The sequence below is a fragment of the Mycobacterium ulcerans subsp. shinshuense genome, assembly GCF_002355775.1.
Classification (GTDB): Bacteria; Actinomycetota; Actinomycetes; order Mycobacteriales; family Mycobacteriaceae; genus Mycobacterium; species Mycobacterium marinum.
Map to the genome: position 1 here is coordinate 5372791 of NZ_AP017624.1, position 17903 is coordinate 5390693.

Sequence of the window (17903 nt, forward strand, 5' to 3'; positions counted from 1 at the left end):
TTGAAATGAGGTGAAAAGATGGCGGGGTGACGTATGCGGCTGTTCGCTCGGGTATCGACCTGAGCCATGTAGATCCTGATGCCCGTCCGCAAGACGACTTGTTCGGCCACGTCAATGGTCGCTGGTTGAAGGAATACGACATACCCGCGGACCGGGCGACCGACGGCGCATTTCGCCACCTGTTCGACCGCGCCGAGGAGCAGGTGCGCGAGCTGATCATCGAAGCCAGTCAGCAGGGCGCCGCTACCGGGACCGACGAGCAGCGCATCGGTGACCTCTACGCCAGCTTCCTCGACGAGGAGACCGTCGAGCGCGTCGGCCTGCAGCCGCTGCACGACGAAGTGACCGCGATCGATGACGCCGCCGATCGCGACGCCCTGGCCGCGGCTATCGGGGCCCTGCAACGCACCGGGATGGGCGGTGGCGTCGGGCTGTACGTCGACACCGATTCCAAGGACTCGACCCGCTATCTCATGCACTTCTCCCAATCGGGCATCGGCCTGCCCGACGAGTCCTACTTTCGGGAGGAGCGCCACGCCGCGGTGCTGGCCGCCTACCCCGGGCACATCGCCCGGATGTTCAGCCTGGTGTTCGGCGGCGACAGCACCGACCACGCCGACGTCGCGGCGCGCATCGTGGCGCTGGAAGCCAAACTGGCCGCGGCCCACTGGGATGTGGTGAAACGCCGCGATGCCGAACTCACCTACAACCTGCGCACGTTTGCCGAACTGCAGACCGAAGGGTCGGGATTCGATTGGACGGGCTGGGTCACCGCCGTGGGCACCACCCCGGCCGCCGTTGCCGAACTGGTGGTGCGCCAACCCGATTACCTACGGACCTTCGCGTCGCTGTGGACCAGCGAAAGCCTCGAAGACTGGAAGTGCTGGGCGCGCTGGCGGTTGATCCGGGCCCGCGCTCCGTGGCTGACCAGTGACCTGGTTGCCGAGGACTTCGAGTTCTACGGCCGCAGGCTGACCGGCGCCGAGCAGATTCGGGACCGCTGGAAGCGGGCGGTGGCACTGGTGGAGAGCCTGACCGGTGACGCCGTCGGCAAGCTCTACGTGCAACGGCATTTCCCGCCGGATGCCAAGGACCGCGTCGACAAGCTGGTGGCCAACCTGCGGGAGGCCTACCGGGTCAGCATCACCGACCTGGACTGGATGACCCCCCAGACCCGCGAACGGGCATTGACCAAATTGGCCAAGTTCACCGCCAAGGTCGGCTATCCCGTCAGATGGCGCGACTACTCCAAGTTGGTGATCGACCGCGGCGACCTCTACGGCAATTTCCGGCGCGGCTACGCGGTCGACCACGACCGGGAGCTGGCCAAGCTCGGCGGCCCGGTCGACCACGATGAGTGGTTCATGACGCCGCAGACCGTCAACGCCTACTACAACCCCGGGATGAACGAAATCGTGTTCCCGGCAGCGATTTTGCAGCCACCGTTCTTTGATGCGCAGGCCGATGACGCCGCCAACTACGGGGGAATCGGCGCGGTCATCGGACACGAGATCGGGCACGGATTCGACGACCAGGGCGCCAAATACGATGGCGACGGCAACCTGGTCGACTGGTGGACCGATGCCGACCGTACCGAGTTCGCACACCGGACCAAGGCATTGATCGACCAGTACGAGGCCTACGTGCCGCGGGATCTGGCGGCTTCCGAGGGCCCGCCGCATGTCCAGGGCGCGTTCACCGTGGGTGAGAACATCGGCGATCTGGGCGGACTGTCCATCGCCCTGTTGGCCTACCAGCTCTCGCTGCAGGGCAAGCGGGCTCCGGTCATCGACGGTCTCACCGGCGTGCAACGGGTGTTCTTCGGCTGGGCTCAGGTGTGGCGCACCAAATCACGTGACGCCGAGGCGATCCGGCGGCTCGCCGTGGACCCGCATTCCCCGCCGGAGTTCCGGTGCAATGGCGTCGTGCGCAACCTGGACGCGTTCTATGACGCGTTTGACGTCGCCGAGGACGACGAGCTGTTCCTGACTCCGCAGAGCCGGGTCAGGATCTGGAACTAGCCCCTGACCCCGGCGAGCAGACACAAACTCGCACGGTTTCGCGGCTGGATATGCGATTACGCGTCTGCTCGGCAGGCCTCGATTCGGGCCGGCACATGCTTGTGCCAGGGCGTCCCGGCGTAGGGGTCGCGCCATTTGGTCGAGGTGAGCGCGATCGGGGCGACTCCTGGAACAACGGTTCGGCCGTCGCCGTCGACGTAGTCCAGGCCGAAACCGTTGGGCAGCGAGGCATGCCCGGGCAGCATCACCTCGGTGACCTCCACCGTCGCCTCGGCGGCGCCGGCCGCGGTGGTGATCCGGGCCCGGCATCCGTCGGTAAGCCCGAGAGCCTGGGCATCCTCGACGCTGACACGCAGTGCGCCATCGGCGTCGCGTTTGCGCCACGACGGGTCACGGAAGATGTCGTTGGCGGTGTAGGCGCGGCGCTCGCCCACCGACAGCACGATCGGCAGCTCTGTGGTGGTCAACGACATCTTCAGGTCGGCCAGTGACCTTATCTCGTCCAGCATTTCGGGAATGCCCAGTGCGATCTTGTGATCGTCGTTATTGATGAGTTCGAAGTCGTCCTCGTAGTTGTGGGCGGTGAAGGTGACCCCGGAGCGACCGTTGAGGATCGCGTCGAACAGCGCGTTCCCGTCGGTGTGCCCAGCCCGCCGAACCGCATCCGGGTAGGTCATCGCCGCCTTCTGCGCCAGTCCCCACAGCGCGGCGGCGCCGGCCATACCGTCGGGCAAGGTGGGGCCCAGCGTTTCGTAGAGCACATAGGGAAGCAGTTTGGCCACGCTCGGATTGGAGGCCACCGCCACCAGGAACGCCTCGGTGTACGCCTGACGCCCCCGCTGCGCCGCCTCCCGCAGCGGCCGCAGATCATCGTCGGTGACAAAACCCAGGGCGCGCACCAACCGGGCCCAGATCTCGGGTTCGGGCAACGTGCCCGGCAACGGGTCCAGCAGTGGGTGCCGTAGATGCACCGCGTTGTGCGGGAATTCCAGGTTGAAGAAGATGGCTTCGGGCTTCTCGAATTGCGAAGCGGCCGGTAGCACGTAGTGGGCGAGCCTGGCGGTCTCGGTCATCGCCACATCGATGACCACCATCAGTTCCAGCGCCTCGAACGCCTGCCGGCAGGCCGCCGAATCAGCCAGGGAGTGAGCGGGATTGGCGCTCTCGACGATCATGGCGCGGAATCGGTCGGGGTGGTCGGTGAGAATCTCCTCGGGAACCACGTTGCCGGCACCAGTCCGGCGATGATCCGTGCCCCGGTGACCGGGGTGCGCCCGGAGGTCATGTTGAACAGCGGGGCGAACGACGAATGCAGGTGCTGGCCGCCCTTTTTCGCGAAATTTCCGGTGAGAATCCACAGCATCTTGTTCAGGTAGGAAACCAGCGTGCTGTTGGGTGCCTGCTGGACGCCGAGGTCCTCGAACACCGCGACGCTGGCGGCGCCGCCGATGCGCCGCGCGGCCGCGCGCAGCAACTCCTCGTCGACCCCGCAACGCTGCGCAGACTCGGCGACCGGCACCTCAGCCAAGACCTCGCGGACTTCTTCCACACCGCGCACATGCTCGGCGAGAAATGCTTCGTCACAGAGGTTTTCCTGGACCAGAACCGCCGCCAATGCGGCGACGCACCAGGCGTCGGCGCCGGGGTGCACCCGCAGGTGAAAGTCGGCCATCTTCGCGGTGTCGGTGACGACAGGGTCGATGACGATCATCGACCGGGCGGGATCTTTGGCGATCTCGTTGAGCACCACCCGCGCCCTGGGGAAGCTTTGCGACATCCAGGGGTTCTTCCCGATGAACACCGACACCTCGGCGTGTTCGAACTCACCACGGGTATGACCGCCGTAGAGCTTCCCGTCTATCCACGCCTCCCCGGTCTTCTCCTGTGCCAACGCATTTGACCGGTAGCGGGAGCCCAGGGCTTTCAGGAAGGCGCCACTGTAGACACCGCCGAGGTGATTGCCCTGGCCCCCTCCGCCGTAGTAGAAGATCTTGTCGCCGCCATGCACATCCCGGATGCGCTTGAACCCCTCGGCGATCTCGACAATGGCGGTGTCCCAGTCGATCTCCTCGTAGGTCCCATCCGGGCGGCGCCGCAACGGCGCCGTCAGCCGGCCTCGGCTGTTTTGATAGTGGTCCAGCCGCAAGGCCTTGTTGCAGGTGTACCCCCGTGACGCCGGATGCGCTTTGTCGCCACGAATGCGGGCCAACGTACGATCCTCGACCTGTACCACGATGCCGCAATTGCATTCGCACAGGATGCAGGCCGTGGGCTGCCAGTCAGTTGTGGTCATTGCGATTCCCTTCCGGCAGTTGCGCCAGCAGCATGCTGCGCAGTTGGCGGTGAACAACATCCAGCGGCGTCAGGTCACGCCGCACCCGAGCCAGCAGGAGTGCGCCTTCCAGCGTCGACATCGCCGTCACCGCCAACTCGTGGGCGCTATCCAGGGGTATGCCGTCGCTGACGAACCGCTGCGCGATCAGATCCGACCAGCGGTCGAACACCGCTGCCGCGTGCTCGACCACCGGAGCCATCCGTTCCCGATCCGATGGTTCGCCGGCTTCGACCGAGACCGCCGCGACGGGGCAGCCAGCGCGAAAATCGGTGGCGCGCAGCTGCTCACGATACTGATCGATGAGGGTGTCAAGCAGGTCCAAACTCCGGTTCGCCGAACCGATGATCTTTGCGACATGCGCGCCGGCGTAGTCGACGGCCTCACACAACAACTGAGTGCGTCCGCCCGGGAAGTAGTGGTAGGCCGACCCGCGCGGTGCGCCGCTGTGTTGCAGCACATCGGAGATGGCGGTGGCGCGCGCACCACGCTCGCGAATCAGAAGTACGGCTGAAATGACCATCCGTTCGCGCGGACTCGGGATATGTATGATGCTATACATAACACCCGGACCGGCGAAAGCCCTGTTCAGAAATCGACATCGGGAATTTGCGGTGGGTTCAGCAGTCCCCGACATGCGAGCGCACTCGCGAAATTGGGCGCCGGGCGCGATTCAGGGCCGATCTAGGGCCGGTATTGCGCCCTCAGGCGCGCACCAGCACCGGCACCGCTAGATCTGCCAATCTTGCGCGCCGTCGTTCTTGTTGTAGGTCCCCACCGAGTTCTTCACCACGATCGGGTCACCGCTGCCGAAGTTGTCGAAGAACCACTTGGCGTTGGTCGGGCTGAGGTTGATGCAGCCGTGACTGACATCGCGCTTGCCCTGGTCCCCTACCGACCACGGCGCACTGTGCACGAAGTTGCCGCTGTTATCGATCCGGACGGCGTCGGCGACGGTCACCTTGTAGCCCTGCGGCGAGTTGACCGGCACACCGTAGGTCGAGGAGTCCATCACCACCGTGGGCATCTTCTCCAGCACGTAGTACGTGCCGTTGGGCGTCTGGTGGTTACCGGCCGCCATGCCCATGGACGTCGGGAAGGTCTGCTCGAGGACCCCGTTGCGGGTGATCGTCATCTGGTGCGTGGCGTCGTCGGCGGTGGCCACCAACGAGTCACCGGTGCGGAAGCTCGATTTGGTCCCCGCCGCGTCGATGTTCACCGCGGTGTTGGCCGGCCAGAATTGGAACGGCCGCCAGCGCACCTGCGTCGGAGTCATCCAATAGAACTTGCCCGGCACCGGCGGAATCGACGAAATGTGGATGGCGCTTTCGGCCATCGCCTGGTCGGCGATCGGCACCTGGAAGTTGATGATGATCGGCTTGGCCACTCCAACCATCGCACCGTCAACCGGGTTGAACGACGGCGGCCGGAACGGGGGCGGGCCGAAGAACGGAGTCGGGTCCTGCCCGGCCACCGGACCGGCAGCGACCGGCACCAATGGCGGCGGGGCCAACGGGTCGGGGAACGGCGGCGGCGCCAGCGGGTCGGGCATCGGCGGCAGCGCCAGCGGCCCCGGCGGCGGGGCCAGCGGGTCCGGCGCGGGTTCGGCCGGGGCAATCACCGGCGGATCGCCGGGAGCGTCATCCGGGTCGGCAACAGCGGGGCCGGCGCCCAGCAGCAGCACGCCAACGACTCCGGCCGCATTGACAGCGGCGAAGAGGCTCCCCCTGATTCGGCCTCTCGTCCAGCGCGACATATGACATCCCTCCGGTCACGTCCTGGAACCCAGTGTGGCATAGCACAGCCACCCGATGCCCATTCCGCGACCGTCCAAAACCCCGTCAGCCGACGATTCCGAGTCTCTGACCTGCGACCTTACTGGTTGTGTGAAGTTGCGCCAGCAACCGCGACCGGGGCCTCGAACACGCGGCGAGCCGACGTCATCCCGACCAGCGCCACGCCCATCAAGCCCGCGGAAGCGGTCAGCATCATCGCCACACTCCGCTCATAGAGCAGCCCACCGATCAACGAGCCGGCCATGATGCCCACCTGAAATGCCGTCACATAAAGGCCGGAGGCGCCGTCCGGGTCGTCGGCCCCGCTGCGCATCGCCGCGGATTGCAGCATCGGCGACACCGCGGTCGCAGCGGCGCCCCACAGCACGATCGCCCCCGTCCCGACCACCAACGCCGTCATCGGGGCCAGGTGACCCCCGAATGCCAGCGCGGTCAGCAGCACGAACGCAAACGTCAGCCCGGCCACACAGAAAATGATGGTGCCCTTTGGCCGGCGGTCCAGCGGTCGCGCCACCAGCGCCACCGCTGCGACACCCGCGACACCGTAGGCGGCCAACAGCCAGGCCAGGCTGGGCCCACGCACACCGACGACTTGCCGGATGATCACCACGATGTAGGTATAGGAAACGAAATGGCCGGTGACGCCGACCATGGTGATCAGGCTGACGATGATCAGCGCCCGGTTGCGGTGATGCCGCGACCGCGGGCCCACATACTGCAACTGATCGGCGCTAAGCACCATTTCGGGGAGCAACAGCCGGGCGGCCACCGTCACAACGGCGGCCGCGACCGTCACACAAACCGCGGCCAGCCGCCAGCCCCACATCAGGCTCAGGGCCGCGGTGAGCGGGCTGCCGATCACCAGCGCCAGGCTGGTCCCGATGTAGATCGAGGTGGTGGCGCGTCCGGCGTGGCTGGGCGGCACCAATCGGGTAGCGATCGGGGCGATCACCGACCACAGCAAGCCATGGGTGATCGCGCACAGCGCCCGTCCGGCGGCCAGCACCGCAAAATTGGGCGCCAGCGCCGAGATGAGCTGCGAGATGGTCAGACACACCAGGCTGACCATCAGGGCGTGGCGGCGCGGCCAGTGCGCGGTCCAGCGCACCAGCGGAACCGTCGTCAGGGCCGCAACCAGCGCGTACCAGGACAACAGGGTCCCCACCAGTACCACGCTGATGTGCAGGTTCCGCGCGATGGCCGACAAGGCGCCAACCGGCAGGATCTCCGCGGTCACATAGATGAAGGCCGCCGCCGCCAGCACAGACAGTTGTGCAGCGACTCGTGGCGTCCACGGTCGCGCTGCGGTGGTTGCGGTTCGGGCTTCGGAAGTCATGGCGAGTGCGACGGGATCGGCCGGTACTGCGGTAGTGCTACGACCGATCACGCTGCTCTCACCGTACGCACCACACCGGCGGCATTAAACCCGGTGGCCCCGCAACACACCCTCGCGTTACGAACGAACAAGACGTGCGATGGCCGCGGACGCCTCCGCGAGCTTGCCGTCGGCGTCGGTGCCCCCCTCGGCCACCGCGCGGGTGACGCAGTGATTCAGATGTTCGTCGAGCAGGTTCAAGGCCACCGACCGCAGTGCGCTGTTGACGGCGCTGATCTGGGTGAGCACGTCGATGCAGTACTTGTCTTCGTCAATCATGCGGGCGATGCCGCGCACCTGACCCTCGATCCGGCGCAGCCGCTTGGCATACTTTTCCTTCTGCTGCGAATACCCGTGTGCGGTTGTCATAACTCTCCATACGCTCGGAACGCTCCCCCGACGGAAGTCTCTGATCACACTTGCCGGAGGGACTCAGTTGCATGATATACCCCGTTGGGGTATAAGGTCCCGATTTTGGCGACGATGACCCTGCGAGCATACTTGGGCAATGCCAGAAGCCGATATCAAGCCCCGTAGCCGCGACGTCACTGACGGACTGGAAAAAGCCGCTGCCCGTGGCATGTTGCGGGCGGTAGGCATGGTCGACGAAGACTTCGCCAAGGCACAGATCGGGGTTGCCTCGTCCTGGAACGAGATTACGCCGTGCAACCTCTCGCTGGACCGGCTGGCCAAGTCGGTGAAAGAGGGGGTGTTCGCCGCGGGCGGCTACCCGCTTGAGTTCGGCACGATTTCGGTCTCCGACGGCATTTCGATGGGTCACGAGGGCATGCACTTCTCCCTGGTGTCGCGCGAAGTGATCGCCGACAGCGTGGAAACCGTGATGCAGGCCGAGCGCCTCGACGGCTCGGTGCTGCTGGCCGGATGCGACAAATCCCTGCCCGGAATGCTGATGGCCGCCGCCCGTTTGGATTTGGCGTCGGTGTTTCTCTACGCGGGCTCGATCCTTCCGGGGGTCGCCAAGCTCTCCGACGGCAGCGAACGCGAGGTCACCATCATCGACGCGTTCGAAGCGGTCGGCGCGTGCTCGCGAGGGTTGATGAGCCGAGCCGACGTCGACGCCATCGAGCGCGCGATCTGCCCCGGCGAGGGTGCCTGTGGCGGGATGTACACGGCCAACACGATGGCCAGTGCCGCTGAAGCACTTGGCATGTCGCTGCCGGGCAGCGCGGCGCCCCCGGCCACCGACCGCCGCCGCGACGGGTTCGCCCGGCAAAGCGGTCAAGCCGTCATCGAATTGCTGCGCCAGGGCATTACCGCTCGCGACATCATGACCCGGGAGGCGTTCGAGAACGCCATCGCGGTGGTGATGGCATTCGGCGGCTCGACCAATGCGGTGCTGCACCTGCTGGCGATCGCCCATGAGGCCAACGTCGAGCTCACGCTCGACGACTTCAGCCGGATCGGCTCGAAGGTGCCGCACCTAGCCGATGTCAAGCCGTTCGGCCGCCATGTGATGTCCCACGTCGACCACATCGGCGGCGTGCCGGTGGTCATGAAGACTTTGCTGGATGCCGGCCTGCTGCACGGGGATTGCCTGACCGTGACCGGCCGGACCGTGGCCGAGAACCTGGAGGCCATTGCTCCGCCGGACCCGGACGGCAAGGTGCTACGCGCGCTGAACAACCCGATCCATGCGACCGGGGGCATCACCATCCTGCGTGGATCCCTGGCCCCCGAAGGTGCCGTGGTCAAGACGGCCGGCTTGGACACCGATGTATTCGAAGGAACGGCACGGGTTTTCGACGGCGAGCGGGCCGCGCTGGATGCCCTCGAGGACGGCACCATCACCCACGGTGACGTGGTGGTGATCCGTTACGAGGGACCCAAGGGCGGCCCCGGGATGCGGGAGATGCTCGCCATCACCGGCGCGATCAAGGGCGCCGGGCTCGGCAAAGACGTGCTGCTGTTGACCGACGGTCGATTCTCCGGCGGCACAACGGGCTTCTGTGTGGGACACATCGCACCCGAGGCGGTGGATGCCGGACCGATCGCGTTCGTGCGCGACGGCGACCGGATCCGGCTCGACGTTGCCGGCCGGACGCTCGACGTTCTGACCGACCCGGCAGAGTTCGCGGCCCGTCAACAGAATTTCACTCCTCCGGCGCCGCGTTACAAGACCGGCGTACTGGCCAAGTACGTCAAGCTGGTCGCCTCCGCCGCGATCGGCGCGGTCTGCGGCTAACCCGATAAGCCCGGATGGCTTGTGGTTGAGCGGTTCTGGAACCACCAGCCGCCCGGGCCGGTGCCCGCCACCCGGGCCGTACCCACGGCTGCGCCAACGGCGCCCTGGGATGCCGCGCGTTTCCGCGACAACCGCGACAGGCGCCACACCTTGGCGATACCATCGTGGAATCCATCGCCCAGCACCTGCTGGGCGATGGATTCGTGAGGTACAGCGAGGTGCGCGATGACGTTTGTACTGGTCTCCCCGGAAGCCATGGCGTCGGCCGCGGCCGACATAGAGCGCATCGGGGCGCTACTGACCCAGGGAAACGCCGCTGCGGCCAGCCCGACCATCAACGTGGCCAGCGCCGCGGCCGATGAGGTGTCCACAGCGATCGCGGCACTGTTTTCCCAGCACGCCAAGACCTATCAGCTGCTGGCCGCCGAGCTGGCCGCCATTCCTGACCGGTTCACAAAAACCGTTCTGGCTAGCGCGAATTCATATGCCTCTGCCGAGGCGACCAATGCTGCCGACGCCCTGCTCGGGGTGATCAATACGCCCACTCAGGCACTGCTGGGCCGGCCGCTGATCGGCAACGGCGCCAACGGCACCACGGTCAACGGGGTCGGGACGCCGGGCGGAGACGGCGGCATCTTGTACGGCAACGGCGGCAACGGCGGAACCAGCACCAACGCTGCAACGGCCGGCGGCGCCGGCGGATCCGCCGGCCTCATCGGCAATGGCGGCATCGGCGGCCAAGGCGGTGCCGGCGGGATCGGCGGCGCCGGCGGGTCCGCGGCATTTTTCGGCAATGGCGGTGCGGGCGGGCACGGTGGCGCCGGCGGGGCCGGTGGAATCGGGGGCAACGGCGGGTTCTTCGGCAACGGCGGGGCCGGTGGCAACGGCAGCACCGGTGGGGTCGGTCTGGCCGGCGGGGACGGCGGTGCCGACGGGGCCGGCGGGCGGGCCGGATTGCTTGGCTACGGCGGCGCCGGCGGGGCCGGCGGGCTCGGCGGTAGCGGCGGCGCGGCGCTGCCCAATCAACAGAGCGGGAACGGCGGCGGCGGTGGCCACGGCGGGGCCGGCGGAGCCGCCGGGTGGTTCGGGCACGCGGGTGTCGGTGGCGACGGCGGCACCGGAGGTGCGGGAGGTAATGGACAGGCCGGCCAGCTCAGCAACGACGTCGGCGGCGATGGCGGCCGTGGCGGTGCCGGCGGAGCCGCCGGGGCGGGCGGCGACGCCGGTCTGTTGGGTCTCAACCGCGCCGGCGGCCACGGAGGCGGCGGCGGGATGGGCGGCACCGGCGGTACCGGGGCGGCCGCTGCCGCCGGGATCAACGCGGCCGCCGGCGGCACCGGAGGTGACGGCGGCGCCGCGGGCGCGGGCGGAGCCGCCGGGGTCGGCGGGTTCGGCGGATCGGCCGGTAGCTACGGCAACGGCGGCGGGGGCGGAAACGGCGGCACGGGTGGGGCCGGGGCCAACGCGGTGGCCGGAACCGGCGACAACGGCAGCGACGGCGCCGCTGGTGGCCAGGGTGGCTCCGGCGGCAACAGCGGCGCCGGTGGGACGAACGGCAGCGGCGGCAACGGCGGCCTCGGAGGCGCCGGTGGCGACGGGGGCAGCGGCACCGCCGACACCGGCGGCGGCGCGGGCAACGGGGGCAGCGGAGGCAAGGGCGGTACCGGAGGGGCCAGCGGCGTCGCCGGTAGCGGAGGCGCGGGCGGCACCGGAGGCACCGGAGGCACGGGAGGGGCGGGCGGCACCGGAGGCAACGGCGCAGCGGGCAAGAGCGATACCGGAGACATCGGCGGCAGCGGGGGCTACGGCGACGACGGCGGGGACGGCGGCTACGGCGGCCCGGGCGACTACAACGAAAACGGCTATGCCGGGGGCAGCGGGGGGACCGGCGGCCCCGGCGGTGACCCGGGGACCGGCGGGACGGCGGCCGTCGGCGGCGACGGCGGCACCGGTGGCATCGGCGGAGGCGGCGGCTACGGGGGCACCGGCTTTGATGCGGCGGGCGCCATGGGCGGGATCGGTGGAACCGGCGGCACCGGTGGCAACCCGGGCCCCGGCGGTATCGGCGGCAACGGTGCCGATGGCGGCACCGGCGGCCCCGGCGGGTACGGCGACACCGGCTTCGGAACGGCGGGATACGCCGGCGGCACCGGAGGCACCGGCGGGACAGGCGGTGCCCCCGGGCCCGGCGGTAGTGCCGCCGGCAATGGTGGCGCCGGCGGCATCGGCGGCATCGGCGGCACCGGCGGCAGCGGGGCCACCTCAGCGGGGTTTGCCGGCGGAGATGGCGGCAAGGGCGGTACCGGTGGCACTGGCGGTTCGGCCGGTGCCGGTGCCGCTAATGGCAGCGGCGGCACCGGCGGCCAAGGCGGATACGCCGGCAAGGGCGGTTACGGCGGCATCACCAACGGCACCTACGAGGGCATGCCCGGCGGCGTCGGCGGAACCGGCGGCGCCGGCGGCGAGGGTGGTTTGCCCGGCACCGGCGCGGGCACCGCCGGCAGCATCGGAAGTGCCGGTAACGGGGGCGAAGGCGGGTTCGGTGGCATCGGCGGCAACAGCTACTACGCCGGAAACGCCGGCCCGGGTGGCCAGGGCGGCCAGGGCGGAGCCGGCGCCAACGGCGCTCCCGGCCTGGCCGGCGGCACCGGCGGCGCCGGCGGGTTCGGCGGCACCGGGGGAATCGCGAACGGCACCGGAAACGGCGGAACCGGAGGTAAGGGCGGAACCGGCGGCGACGGCGGGACAGGCGGCACCGCAACCACGGCCGGCCAGACTGGCGGCGACGGGGGGCACGGCGGCAAGGGGGCGGGCGGCGGCACCGGCGGCAAAGCAAACGGCGGCGACGGCGGCGACGGCGGAGGCGGGGGCGACGGCGGCGCAGGCGGGGGCGACGGCGGCGCAGGCGGGGCCGGCGGCAACGGCGACGGCGCTGTGGGCGGCATCGGCGGCGGTGGTGGCACCGGCGGCACCGGAGGCACCGGCACCCCGCCCGGCGGAGCCAACGGCGGACCGGGCAAGACCGGCGCGGACGGCCTCGGCGGCCACACCAGCTGAGCCCGACGACCCGATCGGCTACCCCAAAATCACCCATCATCCTTTACCGGATACCCGTATAGGGTATAAAATCTTGCGGAGGTAAACCGGAGGGACTTCAGTCCCATGACTTGGATGAGGGAGATACCGATGGCAACTCACGAGGCCGGGACCATGTTGACCTGCGGCCACGAAGGCTGCGGCTGTCGCGTTCGGATCGAGGTACCGTGCCACTGCTCGGGCTCCGGCGAGCCCTACCGCTGCACCTGCGGTGACGCCTTGGTTCCCGTCCAGTAGGCATGAGGGGCCGGCCGGATCCCGGGAACTCGTCGATTCCGGCGATCAGCGTCCGAATGTCCGGCCGGCCAGCTCCGCCTCGGCCACCGCGCTCAGCGCGGCCGCCGAGGCGCCCACCGCGACCGTGTGGGTGCCCGCTTCGATGCGCCAGCACCCGGCGGCGCCGTCGTAGCAGGCCAGCAGTCGTGGATCGGCAACGATCTCCACGGCACACGACTGGCCCGGTTCGAGTTCGACTCGCTCAAACCCCAATAGCCGCAGCCGCGGCTCACCGGTGACCGCGGTCAGGTACACCTGCGGGACATCCGCCCCGCTTCGATCGCCGGTATTGGCGACCCCGAACGTGACCGTCACCGTGTCGCCGCCGCTGACCGCCAGGTCCCGGTAGCCGAAACTGGTGTAGGTCAGCCCATGCCCGAACACGAAGTTCGGAACCTCTCCGGTGGTAGCGAACCAGCGGTAGCCGATATCGGCGCCCTCGCGGTAGTGGATGCGCATCGGCGCTCCCACCGGCGCCCCGTAGCCGGGGAGCTCCGGGCGCGGTGTCTGGCCGAGGCCGACCGGAAACGTGATCGGCAGCCGCCCGCACGGATTCACTCGGCCGGCCAGGACTTCCGCGATGACCCGGGCACCCGCCTGGCCCGGATACCAGGCCTGCACAATCGCGTTCACCGAGTCTTGCCACGGCATGGCCACCGGGTTGCCGGTCTCGAGCACGACCACCGTGTTCGGGTTTGCCGCCGCCACCGCACTGATCACCGCGTCCTGCCCCCACGGCAGCGTCAAATCGGCAGGGCTCCGGCGTTGTTGATTAGCAGGCTTGTGAGCTGGGGAATTGTGGATTGAGGAGGTCTAGGCGGCGGTTGGCGGTCAAAGCAGTGATCCGGCAGGCTTCGGCGATGTTGTCGGCGCCGTTGAGGCGGTGCAGATTGATCGCGGTGTTGCGTAGCGTTGCTAGGACCTGTGCGCCGTTTCCGGTATGTGCCCTTTGACGGTCTTCGTCGAAGGTGACGTCGCGTATCCAGTGCAGGCTGTTCTCGATTCCCCAGTGTTGACGCATCCAGGTCATGATCGCGGTAGGGCGGGCGTGCTCGAACGGCAGGCTGCAGATGGCATAGACCACCTCCACGCTGCGCTGGTCGGTGGCGGTGATCAAGCGTTCACGAGTGATCCGGATGATTTGTTTTGCGTAGGGGAAGCCGATTCCTCGTGCAGCGGTGATGATTTGCAGGGTGCAGGTCTCGACACGGCCGTGGCCGCGGGAGTCGTCGGTAGCGGCTGCGGGCACCTCGGCCCAGGGCAGCGCGGTGATACGCGCAAGTATTTTGGCTTGGTTGGACTTGACGATCATCAGGTAGTGCGACTTCAAGGTGGCGCAGATCAACTTCGCGGTGACGACCTGGGTATGCATCGCATCCACGGTGACCAGCCACCGCAAGCTACCCGGCAGCAGCGTGAACAGGGCACGTACGCAGGGAATTTCATTGCTTTTCTCGGCGACAGCGAGTTGACCGAGCACCAATCGGGCACGGTGGGCGAACACCGACACAAGATGCGTGGCTGTCGCTTTGGCGCGTAAAGCACCACGCAGCATCTTGCCGTCCAACGCGATCGGCACCAATCCACTGGGGTCGCTGCTGGCCACGTGTGCAGTGAAGTAACTGCCCATCCTGGCGTTGAGGTCGGCGGGGTCTAGCCGAGACAAAACAGCGCGGAAGGTCTTCTCACTGGGCCGCCGGAACCGGACCCCTAATTGGGCCAACACATCATCAGGAGCGGTGGCCGCCCATGTGGCAAAACCAGCATAGCCGCGCATCCCCGCGGCAGTGGCCAGAACCGCGATCGCCAACAAAGCCATCAGCGAATACCTCCGACCGCGTGGGCCCCTCGGGTCTGGCACCGAGGCCAACACATCGAGAAACTCCGATCCGATGAGCCCGCTGCGCTCACCAGGACTCCAGCGGTCGAACACCTCTGGAACCGACGACACAGGCAATACTGAAACGGTAGGCACGGGCAACTCCAGACCAACGACGAACAGTAACCAACTCGATCGTTCTCCAGATAGCCCGTGCCTACACTCCGGCCCCAATAGCGCGGCACCAAAGATCATCAACCCAGCTCACAAGCCTGCTAATCAACAACGCCGGAGCCCTGGTCAAATCGGCGCTGTCGAAGCCTTCGCCCTCGGCCCGGATTGCGAATACCACCGCGACGTCGGCCCGCCGGGCCACCGCCACCGCCTCCGCTGGGTTGATCCCCGGATCGAATTCGAGCTCAGCGTTGCCAAACTGGGTACGCAACTCATCGAGCGGGCTTGACCCAAGCAGATAGAGGTTGCGCACGCCCGCCGTCAGTCCTGCCCCGCCGATCGGAATCACCTCGGCGTAGCCGCCGGGGGGAACCACAGCGCTGGAGCCGTAGCCGGCCACCACTCCAAGCTGCGCGTAGCCGCCGATGACGGCGATGCGGGTGCCCGGCGCCGGCGTCAGCGGTAGCACTCCCCTGTTCTGCAGCAGAACAATTCCCTGGCGTGCGATCTCAGCGGCGACCTCGTCGTGGGCATCCATGACGGGCGCGGGTGCCGGCTCCCAGCGATCGACACCGACCGCGAACATCGACCGCAGGATGCGTCGGACCATCTCCGAGAGGCGAGCTTTGGGAAGCCGCCCCTCGTGGTACGCGGCCCGCAGCGGATCGCCGAATGCCTCTGATTGCCAAAGGATCGCATCGATCTGGGCGCCGCACTCCTGATCCAGGCCACCCAGCGCGCACTCCCATCCCGGCCGTGCCGCCCCAGTCCGACATCACCCAACCGCGATATCCCCAGGCCCCTTTGAGCACCTCATTGATCAACTCCCCGTTGGCGGTGGCATACACACCGTTGACTTTGTTGTACGCCGCCATCACCGCGCCGGGCTGGGCGCGTTCGATGGCAATCTCAAAGGCCAGCAAGTCCGATTCGCGGTGGGCATCGGGATCGATGACGGCATCCAACCAGTGCCGGTTGGTCTCATTGCAGTTCAACGAAAAGTGCTTGACCGTTGAGATGACACCCTGTTGCTGGATGCCGATGATCGACTCTGCGACCATAGCCGCCGTCAAAAACGGGTCCTCGGAAAGATATTCGAAGTTGCGCCCGTTGCGCGGGTCCCGAGCCAGGTTCATCGCTCCCGCCAATTGGACGTTGAACCCGCGGCTGCGGGCCTCGCGACCGATCACTTCACCCGCGCTACGGGCGAGCGCAGGGTTGAAACTGGCCGCCAGCGCAAGTCCGGCCGGCAATGCGGTGGCGGTGTCACCGGGGCGATACCCTGGATTGGTGACGCCCAGGCCGGCATCGCTCATCAGCAACGCCGGCACCCCGAGCCGCGCAATCCCCGGCACGTACCCGGCAGACATCGGCACGTCCGCGGGTATGCGTTCATCACGCAGCGGCCACAGGTCGCCGGCCCCCATCACACCCAGCAACAGCGAGAAGCGCTCCTCGTCGGTCATTTCGGACTCAACTTGGCGGGCACGGACGTCAGCGGGGGCATCGTGACCCGACGAGCTCACCGCACACCCTCTTTCGCGTACACAACCCGCAGCACGTGACCGAGTTCGGGCCCCATCACCAACTCGGCCAGGGTGCACATCGTCGCCACGAACTCCGGGCCGTGCGGCGGCGGCACCTGACACAGATGATGCGCCACTTCATGCAGCACCACCAGCTCGCGCATCGCCCAATCGCCGGCGCCACGGCCGGGACCAGCGCCGGGAACGGCAATGGTTCCCACGCCACCGCGGTTTTCGTAGTGCGCCGCGGTGGCCGCCTGGCGCGCCCGCACCCGCAGCGGTGACACGGCGGGCCAGTGTTGCCGCACCGCGGGCAGCCCCAGCACGGAATCGACATAACTCTGCACCGACGACACCGACGCAAACCGGCCTTCCGGCGGCAGTGTCAACTGCGTTCCGAAGAACTCCACGCTGGGTGTGCCGTGTTCGGCGGCACGATCGAACAGGGTCCGGACGAACTCCTCGGCCGCGTACACCTTGGCACGTTGGAAGTCCCTTTTGGACGACTCCGCCGCTGTCACCGATCCAGGGCGGTCCTCGCCCCGGGCAGTTCGGGGCTTTTCCCAAGCCGCGCCTGGCGCCCGGCCCGGTCGCCCGCGCGCCGCGCCGCCGATGAATACCCGGCAGAGGCCCTGGTGGCCCGCCAGGTACCACGCACCTGCGACGCACTGCGGTAATGGTCGCGCAATTCAAGTTCCTTGTCCCGCAGCGCGATCTCGGTGCCCGGCGCCCGGCTTCGGTCCATGGCAACTTCGGTTTTCGCCTGCTCGCGCGCCTCGGCCAGGCGCTGACCGACCCGCGCCCCGAACGCCAATTGAAAGTTGAGCCGGGCGGTGATCGTCGGGGTGGGCCGGTGCGCGCCCGTGGCCAGGTAGCCATCCGACGCCCGCACCATCTGGACCACCAGGCTGGCGTACAGCGCGTGGGTCGCATCGATGTCCTCGGTGAACCCATAGGCGTAGAGGAACGTCGAATTCGTTGCGATGTCACAACGCACGTCATTTGCCGCGCCGATGAGCACGAACAACTGGGCATAGGTCCGCAGACCGCGGGTGCCCGCCGTCCCGATGGTGATGGTGCGCTGGGTCGGCGCCGAAGCCGCGGACCGATGGGCCGAATGAGAGCGGGCCACGGCCAGGTCGATGGAGGCCGCGGTGGCCAGCCGTTGGGCAGCGCTCATGAAAGCATCGGCTTCGTGGGCGTTGTCGGTGCCTTCGGCCTGACGCAGCAGGGCCGCGATACGGGCCAGCATCTTGTCGTCGGTCATGGCGCCAAACTACGGAAG

The 17903-nt window shown here is 67.9% G+C and carries 11 protein-coding genes and 3 pseudogenes; 4 read left to right on the forward strand and 10 right to left on the reverse strand.

Annotation, left to right across the window (positions count from 1 at the left end; translation table 11 throughout):
* The first annotated feature begins 26 nt into the window (after positions 1-26).
* Positions 27-2021 (forward strand): M13 family metallopeptidase, encoded by a 1995-nt coding sequence (locus tag SHTP_RS23900; protein ID WP_012392415.1) that lies wholly within the window; start codon positions 27-29, stop codon positions 2019-2021.
* A gap of 56 nt (positions 2022-2077) precedes the next feature.
* On the opposite strand, the pseudogene SHTP_RS23905 reads toward SHTP_RS23900, so the two are convergent.
* The 5 genes and pseudogenes from SHTP_RS23905 to ricR all read right to left on the reverse strand — a co-directional run bounded on the left by SHTP_RS23905 (position 2078) and on the right by ricR (position 7893).
* A pseudogene (locus SHTP_RS23905) lies at positions 2078-4314 on the reverse strand (molybdopterin-dependent oxidoreductase).
* The gene (locus SHTP_RS23910) at positions 4301-4897 is read right to left on the reverse strand and encodes a TetR/AcrR family transcriptional regulator (protein ID WP_012392413.1); all 597 of its coding nucleotides are present in this window, start codon (positions 4895-4897) and stop codon (positions 4301-4303) included. Before SHTP_RS23910 ends, SHTP_RS23905 begins: the two are co-directional and overlap by 14 nt.
* A 186-nt stretch (positions 4898-5083) precedes the next feature.
* Positions 5084-6109 (reverse strand): L,D-transpeptidase, encoded by a 1026-nt coding sequence (locus SHTP_RS23915; protein WP_096371987.1) that lies wholly within the window; start codon positions 6107-6109, stop codon positions 5084-5086.
* 119 nt (positions 6110-6228) lie between these two features.
* A complete protein-coding gene (locus SHTP_RS23920; RefSeq protein WP_096372640.1) occupies positions 6229-7485 on the reverse strand; it encodes an MFS transporter in 1257 nt (418 codons plus the stop codon).
* A 117-nt stretch (positions 7486-7602) separates the two neighbouring features.
* On the reverse strand, positions 7603-7893 hold the full coding sequence (gene ricR / locus SHTP_RS23925) for a copper-sensing transcriptional repressor RicR (RefSeq protein ID WP_096371988.1): 291 nt from the start codon (positions 7891-7893) through the stop codon (positions 7603-7605).
* A 139-nt stretch (positions 7894-8032) separates the two neighbouring features.
* On the opposite strand from ricR, the gene ilvD reads away from it, so the two are divergent.
* From ilvD to mymT, 3 genes are all read left to right on the forward strand, one after another.
* Complete coding sequence (ilvD, locus tag SHTP_RS23930; protein ID WP_096371989.1) at positions 8033-9727, forward strand: dihydroxy-acid dehydratase; 1695 nt, start codon at positions 8033-8035, stop codon at positions 9725-9727.
* A 225-nt stretch (positions 9728-9952) separates the two neighbouring features.
* Positions 9953-12784, forward strand: coding sequence for a PE family protein (locus tag SHTP_RS23940; protein ID WP_096371990.1), 2832 nt, complete (start codon positions 9953-9955; stop codon positions 12782-12784).
* Positions 12785-12898: 114 nt separating this feature from the next.
* Positions 12899-13060, forward strand: a complete 162-nt coding sequence (mymT, locus tag SHTP_RS23945; RefSeq protein WP_231389811.1) for a copper-binding metallothionein MymT — start codon at positions 12899-12901, stop codon at positions 13058-13060.
* Positions 13061-13105: 45 nt separating this feature from the next.
* Here mymT and SHTP_RS23950 read toward each other — a convergent pair.
* From SHTP_RS23950 to SHTP_RS23970, 5 genes and pseudogenes are all read right to left on the reverse strand, one after another.
* Positions 13106-13852, reverse strand: a pseudogene (locus SHTP_RS23950) (glycoside hydrolase family 3 C-terminal domain-containing protein); the annotation flags it as partial.
* A 19-nt stretch (positions 13853-13871) separates the two neighbouring features.
* On the reverse strand, positions 13872-15074 hold the full coding sequence (locus SHTP_RS23955; protein WP_420873046.1) for an ISAs1-like element IS2404/ISMul1 family transposase: 1203 nt from the start codon (positions 15072-15074) through the stop codon (positions 13872-13874).
* Positions 15075-15216: 142 nt separating this feature from the next.
* Positions 15217-16558, reverse strand: a pseudogene (locus SHTP_RS23960) (glycoside hydrolase family 3 protein); the annotation flags it as partial.
* A gap of 56 nt (positions 16559-16614) precedes the next feature.
* Positions 16615-17139: a TIGR04338 family metallohydrolase gene (locus SHTP_RS23965; RefSeq protein WP_012392407.1), complete on the reverse strand. Its 525-nt coding sequence runs from the start codon at positions 17137-17139 to the stop codon at positions 16615-16617.
* A complete protein-coding gene (locus tag SHTP_RS23970; RefSeq protein WP_096371992.1) occupies positions 17136-17885 on the reverse strand; it encodes a DUF2786 domain-containing protein in 750 nt (249 codons plus the stop codon). Before SHTP_RS23970 ends, SHTP_RS23965 begins: the two co-directional genes overlap by 4 nt.
* Positions 17886-17903: the final 18 nt, after the last annotated feature.